Genomic DNA, 14,354 nt, shown 5'->3' on the forward strand with positions numbered 1-14,354 from the left:
TGGACAGTCCTCGGGCCGGGCGTTACGCTCCGATGCGATCGCGAGCGAGGGATCGCCCGGCCGACGCGGTCGGGGAGAACGGGCTCGCGGCCTCGCAAGGCTCCTGGCCCGGACATCGGAATCGGGCGACCCGGCCCGATCGACCTGAGAAAGCACGAAGAGATGATGATGGCACTTGAGCGATCGCGTCGGGCGTTCCTTCGGCTCTCCTGCGCGGCGGCGGCGGCGACGAGCACGGCCCTGCTGGCGCGATCGGGGGGGGCGAGCGTGGGGGACGACGAGGGGGGGGAACTGCTGGCCTACGTCGGCACGTTCAGCTCACCGCTGCGGGATGTCTTGCCGACGCAGGTGGATTTGCCGCCGGGCAACGGCCGGGGGATCCACCTGTTCCGCGTCGATCGGCAGACCGGGGCGTTGACCCCCGCCGGCCTGTTCGAGATGGGGACCAGCCCGAGCCACCTGGCCATCAATGCCGACGGGACCCGGCTCTACTCCGCGAACGAGACGGACCGGATCGACGAGGCCAATCAGGGCACCGTGAGCGCCTTCGCGATCGACCCGGCCGACGGGCAGCTGGCGATGCTCAACACCGAGGCGTCGGGCGGGGCCGGGCCGACCTACGTGAGCATCCATCCGTCGGGGCGGTTCCTGCTGGTGGCGAACTACTTCGGCGGCTCGGTCGCGGTGCTGCCGATCCTGGAAGACGGTCGACTTGGGCCGGCGACCGACATCAAGGTGGACGAGGGGGAGATCGGCCCGACACGGGCTACGCACGCCCCGCCGGGCAGCTTCGCCATCAGCGGCCACGATCGGACCCATGCGCATATGATCGAGGCGCATCCTTCGGGAAGGTTCGTCCTGCACGTGGATCTTGGGCTGGATCGGATCTTCATCTGGGACTTCGACGATCAGGACGGCACGCTCAGCCCGACTGATCCGGGGGGCGTCTCGCTTCCCCCGGGAGACGGCCCCCGTCACTTTCATTTCCATCCGAACGGCCGGTGGTTCTACTCGATCCAGGAGGAAGGGTCGACGATCGTCCTGTTCGACTTCGACGGCGAGACGGGGGCGTTGAGCCCGAGGCAAACGATCTCGACCCTGCCGCCGGGGTTTGCGGGCAGTAACTTCTGCTCCGAGATCCTGGTGTCGACGGACGGGAAGTTCGTCTATGCCGGGAATCGGCTGCACGACAGCATCGGGATCTTCGCGATCGGGCCGGACGGCACGTTGTCGATGGTCGGCGACGAATGGACGCGGGGGAATTACCCGAGGAGCTTCGCCTTCGACCCGACCGGCAGCTTCCTCTACTGCTGCAACCAGCGGGCGGACCACGTGACCGTGTTCGAGGTGGATCGGGACGGGGGCGGATTGACCTTCACCGGCCAGTACACGCCGGTCGGCAATCCGTCGTGCGTGGTGTTCCTCGACCTGGCCGCCGCGCGGCCCGGAAAGTAAGGGAGGCCGGGCGACACGCTCCGATCGTCGGCTCGGAGCGTGTCAAGGCGAGCCAATCGTGGACCACGGCCCGGAGCCCGGGGGCCGGGGCGGCCTCCGAGGGTCTCGGCCGCATCCGTCATCGGCCGGCCCAGTAGGCGACCTCGGGGGTGTACCGGTCGCCGGAGGCGATGCCGGGCGGGAAGGACGCGTTGAGGCGTACGAGTTCTTCGGCGTTGAGGGTGACCGAGACGGCCCGGATGTTGGCGTCGAGGTGGGTCCGGCACTTCATGCCGGGGATGGGGATGACCTGGTCTCCCTGGGCGAGGACCCAGGCCAGGGCGACTTGGGCCGGCTCGACGCCGTGAGCCAGGGCGATCTCCTTGAGAGGCTGGAGCAGGGCGAGGTTGCGGGCGAGATTCTCGTCGGTGAAGCGGGGGTTGGCGGCGCGCCAGTCGCTGGCGGTGATGGCCTCGCGGGTGGTGAGGGCGCCGGTCAGGAAGCCGCGCCCGAGGGGGCTGAAGGGGACGAAGGCGATCCCCAGCTCTCGGCAGGCGGGCATGACGTCGGCCTCCGGCTCGCGGGTCCAGAGGGAGTACTCCGACTGCAGGGCGGCGATGGGATGCACGGCGTGGGCGCGCCGGAGAGTCGACTCGGCGATCTCGGAGAGGCCGATGGCCCGGATCTTCCCCTGGGCGACGAGCTCGGCCATGCCGCCGACGGACTCCTCGACCGGGACGTCGGGGTCGATCCGGTGGAGGTAGTAGAGGTCGATGACGTCGGTCTTGAGTCGGGTGAGGCTGGCCTCGCAGGCGGCCCGGATCCGTTCGGGGCGGCCGTCGACGCCGACGACTTCGGTGCCGTCGGGGCCGGGGCGTTTGACCCAGCCAGTCTTGGTGGCCAGGACGAACTCGGAGCGGCGGCTGGAGAGGACCCGGCCGACGAGGGACTCGTTGTGCCCGTTCTCGCCGTAGGAGTCGGCGGTGTCGATCAGGGTGATCCCCCGGTCGAGGGCCGCGAGCAGGGTCGCCTCGGACTCGGCCTCATCCGCGGGGCCGTACGAGCCGGACATCCCCCAGCACCCGAGGCCGATGGCCGAGGCACGCAGGCCGCTGGATCCAAGATCGCGGTGTTGCATCAAGACAGTCCCCCAGGTTGATCGCGAGACGGTTGCTGAATTCGGGCCGGTTCGAGCAACGCATTCGAACACACGTGCTCAGGATTGATCAAGGGCCGGAGGATTCGGGAGGCCGACGGCGGGCCCGGCGCGTGACGAACAGTTCGAGGCTGCGGCCCGCCCGCGAGAGGATGACGAAGGTGAGCAGGGCGATCAAGACGGCGGTCGCCGGGCGACCGAGCCCGACGGCCATGCCGAGCGACGCCGTGAGCCAGATGCCGGCGGCGGTGGTGATTCCCCGCGTCCGGGTCGCCTCGCCCGATCGGAAGATCACCCCGGCGCCGAGGAACCCGACGCCGGTCAGGAGCCCCTGGATCACCCGGCTCAGGTCCCCTTCCCGGATGCCGAGTTGTTCGGAGACGAGCACGAAGGCGGCCGAGCCGACCGCCACGAGCATGAACGTGCGCAGGCCGGCCGGCCGCGCATGGATCGAGCGTTCCAGGCCGATGATGCCCCCGAGGAGGGCGGCGAGCGAGAGTCGGATGAGCGCCCGGAGGAGGCCCGCCAGGTCGCCGAACTCGGCGAGGTCGCGGCCGATGGCGTCGAGGAGCAGGTGCCGGAACGCGTCGATCATGCCCGATCCTGGGAAGGGGGGGATCGCCGTCGGGTGGGCGGGGATGGCGCGACCCGCCGGATCGGCGGTCCGGGCGGATCGATCGGGGTCGTCGAAGCAAGCGGGAGCGTATGGGAATCGAACCCACCGACGACCTGTCTCCAGGCCGCCCAACTGGTTTTGAAGACCAGGGCCGGCACCAGCCGTGCGTCCGCTCCCCGAGGGGTTGAACGACTCGATCGTATCGGATCGCCGCGAGCACCGCGAGGGGTGCCCGGCCCGATCGGGCGGCGCGGGCACGACCGCCGGCCGTGAACCTCGGCCCGATTCGGGTCCGAGGGGAGTGGCCGGTGAATGGCGGGCCGGCGTCGGCGAATGACGATTACGGCCGTCGAGGCGGGAGGCCGGCGGGGTCTTCACCGGGAGCCTGGCCGCCGTTACGATGCTCCCGGCGAATCACGCCGAAGGCTCGCCGACGACATGACCATGACGCCACAAATGACCCGTTTTGTGTTCCGATCAGGAGTTGCACGCGATGGCCTCGGACCCAACCGCTAAAGATCAGAGGCAGCCTCCTCAGATGATCGAATCCGTCAAGATCTTCTCGTATCCGAAGGTCATCTTCCTCTGGCCCACGATGGTCTTCGCCTTGATCTGTGGGACGGGCATGCTCATCGTCGGCGACCTGAAGCCGGAGCCGGCGGTCCTGCCCGAGGCGACCGCAGGGGTCGGGGCCGAGGAGCCGGCCGGGCCGGTCGCCCCGGTCGAGCCCGCCGACGACGCCGTCGAGGAGGCGGCGGCGATCGAGCCCGACGGCGAGGTCACCGAGGTGGCCGTGACCCCGGAGCCGGACGCCGAGGTCGAGGTCGAGGGCCTGGCGCCGGCCGACGCCGAGGTGCTGGCGACGGCGGAGGACGTGCCGCCGGGTGCTCGCCGCTTCTCAAGCTGGCAGAACATCTTCGGCGCGGTCTTCCTGATCGTCTTCGCCGTGAACATGATGGTCATGTCGCTCGACTTCCCGAGGTTCACGCTGATCGCGGTGATCCTCTTCGGCCTGACGATCACCTTCCTGCTGCTCTACCTGGCGTCGCAGGGGGTGGACTTCCTGTCCCCCTTGACGGCCCTGTCGCGGCACCTCTACTTCACGGCCAACGCGGGCTTCTTCTTCGCGATCGCGTTCATTCAAGGGATCATGTACGCGATCATCTGGGCCACCCGGTATCTCGATTACTGGGAGATCCGCCCGAACGAGGTGCTGCACCACCACGGCCCGCTGAGCGACCTGGAGCGGTTCCCGACGATCCAGTTGAAGTTCTCGAAGGAGATCCCGGACATCCTCGAATTCCTGCTCGGGCTGGGGGCAGGCCGCCTGGTCCTGAACTTCTCGACGAACGATCGAGTCGTGACCCTGGACCACGTGCTGTTCATCAACTCGAAGGAAGATCAACTGAAGCGGCTGATGAGTCAGCTCCAGGTGCGGATGCCTGGTCAGGAATTCTGATCCCGACGTCCGGTCGTACCCGAATCGCGCTGTCTGCCTGATCGCCCTTCCGCCTGGAATGGGCGATCAGGCCGCCTCGCGTCGGGGGGCCTGATCGGCGAGCAACTCGTCGCGGACGGGGCCGAGCAGGGCCGCTTCGAGGTCGCCGAGCCGGCGGGCGATCTGGGCACCGTCGAGGATCCGGTGGTCGTAGATCAGCTTGACGGTGACCCGGCCATCGGGGTCGATCGGGCCGTAGGTGAGGGTCGTGGTCAGGGGGCTGATGGGGTGATACGACTCGGCCCCGAGGCTGCCGTAACTCGACAGGCCGAACGTCCCGAGCCGCTTGGCCCGCTTCGGCCCCGAGACGTGGAGCGTGCTCCACCAGAGGAAGCGGCGGATGGGGGCCGGGTAGCCGCTGATCCGGAGCATCTGGCGGAAGAAGCCGACCTTCTCGATCGGCCAGGTCCGATACTCGTCGAGCGATTTCTGGAGCTCGGCGATCGACTGACGCTCGGGTGCCCGAAACAGGCCGACGACGATGACCGGTTCGCCGTCGTGCTCGCGTTCCATGGCCAGCGAGGCGATCGAGAACGGGTGCTCGTAGAGCCTCAGGTTGGGGACGCTGAGCAAGGCGTGACGCAAGGGGGGGTGAGCCTCGCAGACGATGCCGAACCCCTTGAGGAAAAGCACAGCCCAGGACGGCCGGAGCGGGTGGGATCGCCGGGCCTCGGCCAGCGGCCCGAGGTTCATCGTCCGACCGACCGGCACCGAGGGGACCTTTGACGCATAGTGCATCATGTCCAGGATGAACCGGCGAGGGCCGGAGAGCGGCAGCGATCGTCCCTTGGGCTCGGGCATCCGTGCACCTGCGCGTCGGGAGGGTGGAGTCTGATGAACGCCCGAAACCTTACGACGATCGGGAGTCTTCGGGAAGGGGAATCCGGGGGCTCCGGCCGGCCGCTCCGGGAGAAACCGGGGGCTCCAACCTAAGGGAACGCAAGCGGATGAACACGAACGCGACGGTCCAGGTGCACCTGCTCCCCGCCCTGATCCCCGACTCGGCCCTGGCGGGTGGGGTGGCGGTCGTGGTCGATGTCTTGCGAGCAACCTCGGTGATGGTCCGGGCGCTCGCGTCGGGATGCGAGGCGATCATCCCTTGCCTGGAAATCGAGGAGGCGAGGCAATCGGCCCGGGCGTTGCCGGGCGGGTCGGCCGTGCTGGCCGGGGAGCGCCAGGGGGTGGCGATCGAGGGGTTCGACTTCGGGAATTCGCCGGGCGATTTCACCCCGGAGGTGTGCCGGGGGAAGACGGTCGTGATGACCACGACGAACGGGACGAGGGCGATCCTGGCCAGCCTGGAGGCCGATCGGGTCCTGATCGGGGCGTTCGCCAACCTCAGAGCGATGCGGGAGGAGCTGAGCCGGGAGGATCGACCGATCCACGTCGTCTGCTCGGGGACGGATGGATTGATCAGTTTTGAGGATACGCTGCTGGCGGGTGCGATCGTCGGCGACCTGGAACGGGTCCGGGGAAGGACGTTGGCGAACGACTCGGCCAGGATTGCGGCCCTCGCCTGGTCGAGCGTGACCTCCGGGAGCGAGGATCTCGATGAGGTGCTCCGCACCGGCCGAGGCGGGCAACGGGTGACGGAACTCGGGCTCGGTCGGGACATTGTCGAGGCCGGCGCGGTGGACACGATCGACATCGTACCGGAATTGCGGCGCGATCCGCTCCGAATTGTGAGGGCGGGGGCGACCGGAGCGGCCGGTATCGGTTAGAATCGTGACTCGATTCACAGGCGGCCGGACGCGGCGGGAGTCCCCGTCGGCTCGATCGAGGAGCCGATCCCGCCACCTCATCTCCGAATGACCTCCCTTTTTTATTGAAGAGCGGGGCGGCCCATGCCAAGGTCTGCCCCAGGAGACGCGACCCGATGGACATGGAGAAGATCGTTTCCCTTTGTAAGCGTCGCGGGTTCATCTTCCCGTCGAGCGAGATTTACGGGGGCATCAACGGCTTCTGGGATTACGGCCCCCTGGGCGTCGAGCTGAAGCGGAACATCAAGGACGCCTGGTGGCGCGATTGCGTCTCGGGGCGGGATGACATGGTCGGGCTCGATTGCTCGATCATCATGAACCCGAGGGTCTGGGAGGCCTCGGGGCACGTCGGCGGGTTCGTCGACCCCATGGTCGATTGCCGGGCGTCGAAGGAGCGTTACCGGGCCGACCAGCTCTATGTCTTCGGCCTGGCCCGCGAGATGCCCGACCCGAGCACGGCGCAGCATGCGTACGAGGGGGCGACCGGCCGGATGTTCCCGGACTGGGTCGAGGTCTGCGTCTCGGGGGTCGGCGCCTCGCCGCTCGACGCCTGGGAGGCCGTGCGGCCGAAGGCGGCGAAGCTCCTGAAGACCAAGCCGGCCAACCTGGGCGAGCCTCCCGCCGCGACGACGGTCCTTTACATCCACCTGGCCCCCGAGCAGCGCGACCGGGTGCAAGGGCCCGCGGCCGACGAGCCGGGCACGTTGACAGCCCCCCGGCAGTTCAATCTGATGTTCAAGACGAGCGTCGGGGCGCTGGAGGATGCATCGAGCATCGCCTACCTGCGGCCCGAGACAGCGCAGGGGATCTTCGCCAACTTCAAGAACGTGGTGGACACGAGTCGGGTGAAGCTGCCGTTCGGGATCGCCCAGATCGGCAAGAGCTTCCGGAACGAGATCACGCCGAGGAATTTCACCTTCCGATCGCGGGAATTCGAGCAGATGGAGATTGAGTTCTTCTGCCGCCCCGAGGAGTCGGAGCAGTGGTATGCTTACTGGCGGGACGAACGCTTCAACTGGTACGTGAAGCATGGTTTGCGGAGCGACCGGCTCCGGCTCCGGGATCACGACCCGGACGAGCTGGCCTTCTACTCGAAGGCGACGGCCGACATCGAGTATGAGTTCCCATTCGGCATCAGCGAGCTGGAGGGGATCGCCCACCGGAGCGATTACGACCTGAAGCAGCACCAGCAGTTCAGCGGCAAGGACCTGACCTACTTCGACGAAGAGACCAAGCAACGCTTCCTGCCGCACGTGATCGAGCCGTCGGCCGGGGCGGACCGGGGGACCTTGGCATTCCTCTGCGAGGCGTACACCGAGGACGAGGTCGGGGGCGAGTCGCGGACCGTCCTGAAGTTCCACCCGAGGTTCGCGCCGATCAAGGCGGCGATCTTCCCGCTCGTCAAGAAGGACGGGATGCCGGAAAAGGCCAACGCGATCTATCGGGATCTGAAACGGCGGCACAATGTTTTCTATGACGAGAAGGGGGCGATCGGCCGCCGGTATCGCCGCCAGGACGAGGCAGGGACCCCTTACTGCATCACCGTCGACGGCCAGACCCTGACCGACGGCACCGTGACGATCCGAGACCGCGATTCGTTGGTGCAGAAGCGGATCCCTTCGGAAGGGCTCTCCCGCTTGGTGGAGGACCTGCTCGACGGCTCGACCGAGATCAACGCGATCGGCTCCTGACCAACGAGGAAACGGAGGGCCAGACCGAGCGTAAGGCTGGCCCTCCCCTGCCCCTCGACCTGACCGCCCGACCCACGCCCCACCGCGCAACACGACGACGAACCCGTTCCCCACCGCGACGAGACAGGATTTCGCATGGAGCCGTGCATCAATCAGGCCACGACGCTCGGAACGCCGTTCGAGGCGGACCTCCCGGCGTACAGTCGGGTTGGCTGGCAGGCGATCGAGCTTTGGCTGACGAAGCTGGAGGAGTTCCTTCGCAATCACTCGGTGGCCGAGGCGCGCTCGATGCTCGACGGCGAGGGGCTTCGCCCCGTTGCGGCGTCGTTTCAAGGGGGCCTGATGCTCTCTCAAGGGGCGGAGCGGAGCACGCACTGGGATCACTTCCGCCGCCGGCTCGACCTCCTGGCCGAGTTGAACGTGCCGACGCTGGTGGTCGTGCCCGACTTCGTCTCGGTCCCCGGGCCGGACGACCTGGCCCGGTCGGCCGCCTCGATCACAGAGGCCGCCGAGCTGGCGGCGACCAAGGGGGTGCGGCTGGCCCTCGAATTCCAGAAGACGGCGCGGTTCTGCGCGAGCCTCGACACGACGGTCGCCCTGATCGCCCAAAGCGGGGCGCCGAATGTCGGGGTCTGCTTCGACGCGTTCCACTACTACACCGGCCCGAGCAAGTTCGAGGATCTCGGATACCTGACGGCCGAGAACCTGGCACTGGTGCAACTGAGCGACTTGAGCGGGGTCCCCCGGGAGCTGGCGAGCGACTCGGATCGGATCTTCCCGGGCGACGGCGACCTGCCGCTGGGGCCGATCCTGGAGCATTTCGGGCGGATCGGGTACCAGGGGCCGGTGTCGCTGGAGGTGCTGAACCCCTTGTTCTGGGAGATGCCGGCCGATCGGGTGGTGGGCATTGCGCTGCAGGCGATGGAGCGGACCCTGGGAGATTGGTTGACGCTTCCCGAAACCGAGGCGACGGAGGCGGAGGGCTGAACCGTGTCGATCGTCATGGTCAACCGATCCCCGGTGGCGATTTACCGGGAGGAACAGTGGTTTCACGGCTGGATCTATGCCGTCTTGCTGGGCATGGCGGGGCTGGCGCTCGGCGCGGTGCTCTGGTCATGTGACCCGAACAGCCTGATCGACGCCCTGCAGACCCACCGCGCGTTCCCTCTGGCCGTCGCCGTGGGCCTGAGCGTGCCGCCGATGCTGGTCGTCGGCCTGCTCCGCATGACCACGGAGGTGCACCCGACGGAGCTTCGCATCTGGTTCGGCCTGGTGCCGACCTACCGCCACGTGGTTTCCCTGACCGAGATCCGCGGCGTCGAGCCGACCACTTACCGTCCCCTGGCCGATTGCGGCGGGTGGGGATTCCTCCGGAGCCGCAACGGCGACCGCGTCTTCACGGCCCGGGGAGACCAGGGGGTGCGGATCACCCTGCACGACGGCTCGACGCTCCTGATCGGCAGCCAGCGGCCGGAGGAGTTGGCGAGGACCTTGAACCAGGCCGTGCGCGACCTCTCCTGATTCGCGTCCGGGCGGTCGAGCCGGGCTCGATGCTTCAGATCGTGAGGGCTCGATCGCGAGCGACGACCGGCCAGCGGTCGACGACCTTGCCGCCTTGAATCACGAAGGCTTCGCGGTGCAGGGCGCAGGTCGGGCAGATGTGCACGGGGATGGCCAGCACGGGGGTCCCGGGGGGGAAGTCGGACGCGGCGGGGGTCTCGACCATCAGGTGCTCCTCGTTCTGGCGGCCGAGTTTGGCGTCGGGGATCCCGAGCACGGCGACGCGGTCTCCGACCGGGTCGGAGGCGACGGACTTGGTACCGATGTCGAGGCAGAGCAGGCCCGGTTTGGGTCGGCTGGCCACCCGGCCGAGGAGCAAGGCGGCGGGGGTGAAGGGGAGGTCGCCGAACTTCGCGCCGTAGCCGACGTCGTGCAGGACGATCGTCCCGGGAGAGCATTCCAGGCGGGGCAGGTCCAGGCCGGCGTAGATCGGGAACGGCGGCGTGCCGCCCATGACGATCCGGGGGACGGGGAGCCCCCGGGCTTCGAGGCGGTCGCGCATGGCGGCGACCCGCTCGACGATCGCCATGACGAGCGATCGGCGCCGTTCGGGGTCGGGGTCGGAGGAATGGCCGTCGTAGGCGTGCAGGCCGTCGGGTTCGAGGCCGGGCAGGCGGCTGATCTCGGCGTAGAGGGCGTCGGCCTCGGGGCCGGGGACGATCCCGGTGCGGTCCATGCCGACGTTCAGGTCGATGAGCGTGGGGAGCGATCGGCCGACGCGGGAGACGGCGTCGGAGAGGGCACGGGCGGGCCCGGGTTCGTCGACGACGGTGCGGAAGGTGGTGTCGGGGTAGGTGGTGAGGAGGCGGGCCATGCGATCGACATTCGGCCCGACCGGCTGGTAGGCGAGCAGGACGTCGGGCGCCCCGGACTGGGCGAGCATCTCGGCCTCGGCGATGGTGGCGCACTTGTGCTTGGTGATGCCTTCGTCGAGGGCCATGCGAACAATGGCCGGCATCTTGTGTGTCTTGACGTGCGGGCGGAGCCGATCGGGATCGCCGACCATGGCGACCATCTTCCGGAGGTTCTCTCGAACGATGTCCACGAAGATGACGAGCGAGGGGCTCGGGATCTGGGAGAGGTCGTCGATGCGATACCGCTCGGCGGCCTGTTCGGGGGCGAGCAAGGGCATGGTCGGGTGGCCTTCGGGGGATTGATGATGGCCCGCCTGCAACGGCGTCGATCTGGCTCGGGCGGCTGGTAATCGGGCCGCGCTTTCGAGACAATATCGGCTTTTCCGCGATCGGGCACAACCCACCGCAACCCCACCCACCTCAACGCAACGCGAGGCACCGCCCCTCATGGCATTCGACACCCGCCACCGCAGCCGAATCCTCCTCGACGGGCCGAGCCGGGCCGCCGCCCGGTCGTATTTGAAGGCGATCGGCTTCACCGATGACGACCTGCACAAGCCGATCATCGGGATCGCCAACACCTGGACCGAGACGATGAACTGCAACTACCACCTCCGCACGCTCGCGGAGGACGTGAAGCGAGGCATCCGCGAGGCCGGGGCCACGCCGATGGAGTTCAACACCGTCGCCATCAGCGACGGCATCACCATGGGCACCGAGGGGATGAAGACCAGCCTCGTCAGCCGGGAGGTGATCGCCGACTCGATCGAGCTGATGGGCCGCGGCCACTACTTCGACGCCGTCATCTGCCTGGCCGCCTGCGACAAGACGATGCCGGGCAGCGCGATGGGCCTGATCCGTCTCGACGTGCCCGGCCTGGTCCTCTACGGCGGCTCGATCGCGCCGGGGCGTTACCACGACAGGGACGTGACGGTCCAGGACGTCTTCGAGGCCATCGGCGCCCACTCCCGGGGCCGGATCACCGACGAGGATTTGCACGAGCTGGAAGGGGTGGCCTGCCCCGGGGCCGGCGCCTGCGGCGGCCAGTTCACGGCCAACACGATGGCATTGGCGTTCGAATTCCTGGGGATTTCGCCGATCGGGACCGCCAGCCCCCCCGCCACCGACCCGAGGAAGAAGGAGGTCGCCTTCAAGGCCGGCAAGCTCGTCGTCGAGCAACTGACGACGGGGCTCAAGCCGAAGGATCTGCTCACCCGGTTGGCCTTCGACAATGCCATCGCGGGGGTGGCCGCGACCGGCGGCTCGACCAACGCGGTGCTCCACCTGCTCGCGATCGCCCGGGAAGTGGGCGTTCCGTTGACGATCGACGACTTCGACACCGTCAGCAGCCGGACGCCGACCCTGGCCGACCTGAAGCCGGGCGGCCGGTTCGTCGCCGCCGACCTGGACCGCGCCGGCGGCGTCCCGCTGGTGGCGAAGCGGCTGATCGAGGCCGGGAAGCTCGACGGCGCTCAGGTGACGCCGAGCGGACGGACGATCGCCGAGGAGTCGGCCGTGGCGGTCGAGACGCCGGGCCAGGAGGTGGTCAGCTCGCTCGAACACCCCCTGAAGCCGACCGGCGGCCTCGTGATCCTGAAGGGGAATCTGGCCCCCGAGGGGTGCGTCATCAAGGTGGCCGGGTCCGAGCGGAAATACCACCAGGGGCCGGCCCGGGTGTTCGACTCGGAGGAGCAGGCGATGGCCGCCGTGCTCTCCGACCAGATCCAGCCGAACGACGTGCTGGTGATCCGCTACGAGGGGCCGGCCGGCGGCCCGGGGATGCGGGAGATGCTCGGGGTGACGGCGGCGATCGTCGGCGCCGGTCTGGGCGAGTCGGTCGCCCTGATGACCGACGGCCGGTTCAGCGGCGCGACCCGGGGCTTCATGGTCGGCCACGTCGCCCCCGAAGCGGCCCGAGGCGGGCCGATCGCCGCGGTCCGGGACGGCGACGTGATCACGCTCGACATCGCCAACCGGCGGCTCGACGTCGCACTCTCCGACGACGAGCTGAAGGCGAGGCTCTCCGAATGGTCCGCCCCGAAGCCGAAGTATGACACCGGCGTGATGGCCAAGTACGCCGCGTTGGTCTCATCGGCCTCGGAGGGGGCCGTGACCCGGGTCCCGGTGCCGAAGCCGGATGCGAAGATCTGATCCCGATCCGTCCGTCGCGACGAGAACGGAAATCGGGGGAGCCTCGGGGATCGCCATGCCATCGCGGGCGGTCCCCGAAGGCTCCGGGCGTTCGGCGATGGCCCGCGAAGTTCGGCAAGATTGTGTTTGACACGCCGAATGGCCCCGTTAGGATAGGAATAGCTCGAACCCGCCTCGCGTCGTCCCTGTCGAGACGCACTGGCCTCGGTCGGCGCCGATCTGTCGGGCCCTCCGCATCGAGGTTCGTCATCCCCGCCCGTGCTCTGGACGACCGACCATCTCACGCGTGTGACCGGCGATCGTGCGTCGCGATCCCCTCGGCGGGCCCTGGTCCCGGCGATCGTGGAACGACCGGATGTGATCGCCGCGTGCGATCGCGCCCCGGCATTGCGATCTCCCCGGGCGATTCCGGCGAGGTGTCGCCGTGTTCTGGAAGCTCTTGCTGACGATCGCCGTCATCCTGCTCCTCTTCGGGCGGACCTCGGTCCTGCACCATCCGATCCTCCGGCTGGTGCTGCCCCGATCGTGGGTGACGGCGCTCTCATTGCTGCCGACCTCCGCGCCGAGGCGCGGACCGCCGAGCCGCCGGGAGGGACCGGCCCCCGCCGAGGCCGACCCCGAGCCCGCGGTCGATGCCCGATCGCGCCGATGGCTCGACGGGAAGATTCGGCTCATCCTGTTCGCGCTGTTGCTGCTCGGGATCGCCGCCTGGATGGCGACCCGGGTCGTGATCATGGCGGACACCGACGCCGGGGCAAGCCTGCCGGCGCCGTGAGCCCACCGCTCGGTCCCGCGTCCCGCGTGCTGAGTTGACCGGTTTCCCAACGAACCCGACTTCCACCCCAACGTACCCCGATCGTCGCTGACCCTCGACCCGATCCATTCCGGAGGCTCCCCCGATGTTTCACGACCTGTTCACCGTCGCCGTGCTGCACATGTTTGGCCCCTGGGAGATGGCGGCGATCGCCATGGTCTCGCTCCTGATCTTCGGCAACCGGCTGCCCGGCGTCATGCGGTCGCTCGGCAAGAGCGTGACCGAGTTCAAGAAGGGGATGAACAGCATCGAGGAGGAGATCGAGGAAGGGGCCGCCGCCGACTCGAAGAAGCCCGAGCCCGCGGCCAAGGACGTCTGAGTGACGGAAGAAGGCGCCTGGGACGATCTCGCCGACCCGCGCCGCGGGTCGTCCCTCGCGCCCCCGACAGGGCGAGCCCGCATTGACTTCTCGTAGTGTGGAGTGCTTCCGATGCTCTATGCCTTGCTTCCCGGGGTTGGCCCGCAGGAAATGCTCGTGATCGCGATCCTCGGCGTCTTGCTATTCGGCAAGCGACTGCCGGAGGTCGGCAAGTCGCTGGGCAAGGGGATCGCCGAGTTCCGCCGAGGCTTCAGCGGCGTCGAGAACGAGCTGCGGTCGATCGGCCGGCAGGCGACCTCGACCGCGCCGACCCCGTCGCGATCGTACAGCGGGAGCTCGACCGCGAGCAGCACCCCGGCGGTGACGAACGACCTGGCACCCGATCCGACCGTGCCCAAGTTCGAGCCGCCGACGGCCGCCCCCTCCCCCGCCCCTCGGGGCCAGACGGCCTCGGCCTACGACCCGCAACCCTACCACGACTGATCGCTCGGCCGGGGGCCG

Annotated in this window: 14 protein-coding genes and 1 tRNA gene; 10 read left to right on the forward strand and 5 right to left on the reverse strand. The window is 68.6% G+C overall.

The window, feature by feature from the left end; genetic code table 11:
* The first annotated feature begins 165 nt into the window (after window positions 1-165).
* Complete coding sequence (locus AB1L88_RS04190) at window positions 166-1,455, forward strand: lactonase family protein (RefSeq protein ID WP_367095622.1); 1,290 nt, start codon at window positions 166-168, stop codon at window positions 1,453-1,455.
* Window positions 1,456-1,573: 118 nt separating this feature from the next.
* Here the strand turns inward: AB1L88_RS04190 and AB1L88_RS04195 are convergent, their stop codons facing one another.
* From AB1L88_RS04195 to AB1L88_RS04205, 3 genes are all read right to left on the reverse strand, one after another.
* Complete coding sequence (locus AB1L88_RS04195; protein WP_367095376.1) at window positions 1,574-2,572, reverse strand: aldo/keto reductase; 999 nt, start codon at window positions 2,570-2,572, stop codon at window positions 1,574-1,576.
* Between the two features lie 88 nt (window positions 2,573-2,660).
* Complete coding sequence (locus AB1L88_RS04200; RefSeq protein WP_367095377.1) at window positions 2,661-3,185, reverse strand: MgtC/SapB family protein; 525 nt, start codon at window positions 3,183-3,185, stop codon at window positions 2,661-2,663.
* Window positions 3,186-3,285: 100 nt separating this feature from the next.
* A tRNA-Sec gene (locus AB1L88_RS04205) sits at window positions 3,286-3,383 on the reverse strand.
* Between the two features lie 361 nt (window positions 3,384-3,744).
* Between AB1L88_RS04205 and AB1L88_RS04210 the strand changes: the two genes are divergently transcribed.
* Window positions 3,745-4,665, forward strand: coding sequence for a hypothetical protein (locus AB1L88_RS04210; RefSeq protein WP_367095378.1), 921 nt, complete (start codon window positions 3,745-3,747; stop codon window positions 4,663-4,665).
* Between the two features lie 66 nt (window positions 4,666-4,731).
* Here AB1L88_RS04210 and AB1L88_RS04215 read toward each other — a convergent pair whose 3' ends face one another.
* Entirely contained in the window at window positions 4,732-5,505 is a 774-nt protein-coding gene (locus tag AB1L88_RS04215; protein ID WP_367095379.1) for a hypothetical protein, read from the reverse strand.
* Window positions 5,506-5,651: 146 nt separating this feature from the next.
* Here AB1L88_RS04215 and AB1L88_RS04220 point away from each other — a divergent pair, with 146 nt between their 5' ends.
* From AB1L88_RS04220 to AB1L88_RS04235, 4 genes are all read left to right on the forward strand, one after another.
* Window positions 5,652-6,425, forward strand: a complete 774-nt coding sequence (locus AB1L88_RS04220) for a 2-phosphosulfolactate phosphatase (RefSeq protein WP_367095380.1) — start codon at window positions 5,652-5,654, stop codon at window positions 6,423-6,425.
* Window positions 6,426-6,580: 155 nt separating this feature from the next.
* On the forward strand, window positions 6,581-8,155 hold the full coding sequence (locus AB1L88_RS04225; protein WP_367095381.1) for a glycine--tRNA ligase: 1,575 nt from the start codon (window positions 6,581-6,583) through the stop codon (window positions 8,153-8,155).
* 135 nt (window positions 8,156-8,290) lie between these two features.
* Window positions 8,291-9,142 (forward strand): sugar phosphate isomerase/epimerase family protein, encoded by an 852-nt coding sequence (locus AB1L88_RS04230; RefSeq protein ID WP_367095382.1) that lies wholly within the window; start codon window positions 8,291-8,293, stop codon window positions 9,140-9,142.
* A 3-nt stretch (window positions 9,143-9,145) separates the two neighbouring features.
* Entirely contained in the window at window positions 9,146-9,676 is a 531-nt protein-coding gene (locus AB1L88_RS04235) for a hypothetical protein (protein ID WP_367095383.1), read from the forward strand.
* A 34-nt stretch (window positions 9,677-9,710) separates the two neighbouring features.
* On the opposite strand, the gene AB1L88_RS04240 is transcribed toward AB1L88_RS04235, so the two are convergent.
* Window positions 9,711-10,847 carry a D-TA family PLP-dependent enzyme gene (locus AB1L88_RS04240; RefSeq protein WP_367095384.1) on the reverse strand — a complete coding sequence of 379 codons (1,137 nt, stop codon included), beginning with the start codon at window positions 10,845-10,847 and terminating at the stop codon, window positions 9,711-9,713.
* A gap of 169 nt (window positions 10,848-11,016) precedes the next feature.
* Here AB1L88_RS04240 and ilvD point away from each other — a divergent pair, with 169 nt between their 5' ends.
* The 4 genes from ilvD (at window position 11,017) to AB1L88_RS04260 (ending at window position 14,336) form a co-directional block, all read left to right on the forward strand.
* Window positions 11,017-12,720 (forward strand): dihydroxy-acid dehydratase, encoded by a 1,704-nt coding sequence (gene ilvD, locus AB1L88_RS04245; RefSeq protein ID WP_367095385.1) that lies wholly within the window; start codon window positions 11,017-11,019, stop codon window positions 12,718-12,720.
* A 424-nt stretch (window positions 12,721-13,144) separates the two neighbouring features.
* Complete coding sequence (locus AB1L88_RS04250) at window positions 13,145-13,495, forward strand: hypothetical protein (protein ID WP_367095386.1); 351 nt, start codon at window positions 13,145-13,147, stop codon at window positions 13,493-13,495.
* Between the two features lie 124 nt (window positions 13,496-13,619).
* Window positions 13,620-13,853 carry a twin-arginine translocase TatA/TatE family subunit gene (locus AB1L88_RS04255; protein WP_367095387.1) on the forward strand — a complete coding sequence of 78 codons (234 nt, stop codon included), beginning with the start codon at window positions 13,620-13,622 and terminating at the stop codon, window positions 13,851-13,853.
* A 111-nt stretch (window positions 13,854-13,964) separates the two neighbouring features.
* Complete coding sequence (locus tag AB1L88_RS04260) at window positions 13,965-14,336, forward strand: twin-arginine translocase TatA/TatE family subunit (protein ID WP_367095388.1); 372 nt, start codon at window positions 13,965-13,967, stop codon at window positions 14,334-14,336.
* The last annotated feature ends 18 nt before the right edge of the window (window positions 14,337-14,354 follow it).

It is taken from the genome of Tautonia sp. JC769 (genome assembly GCF_040717455.1).
Taxonomy (GTDB): Bacteria; Planctomycetota; Planctomycetia; order Isosphaerales; family Isosphaeraceae; genus Tautonia.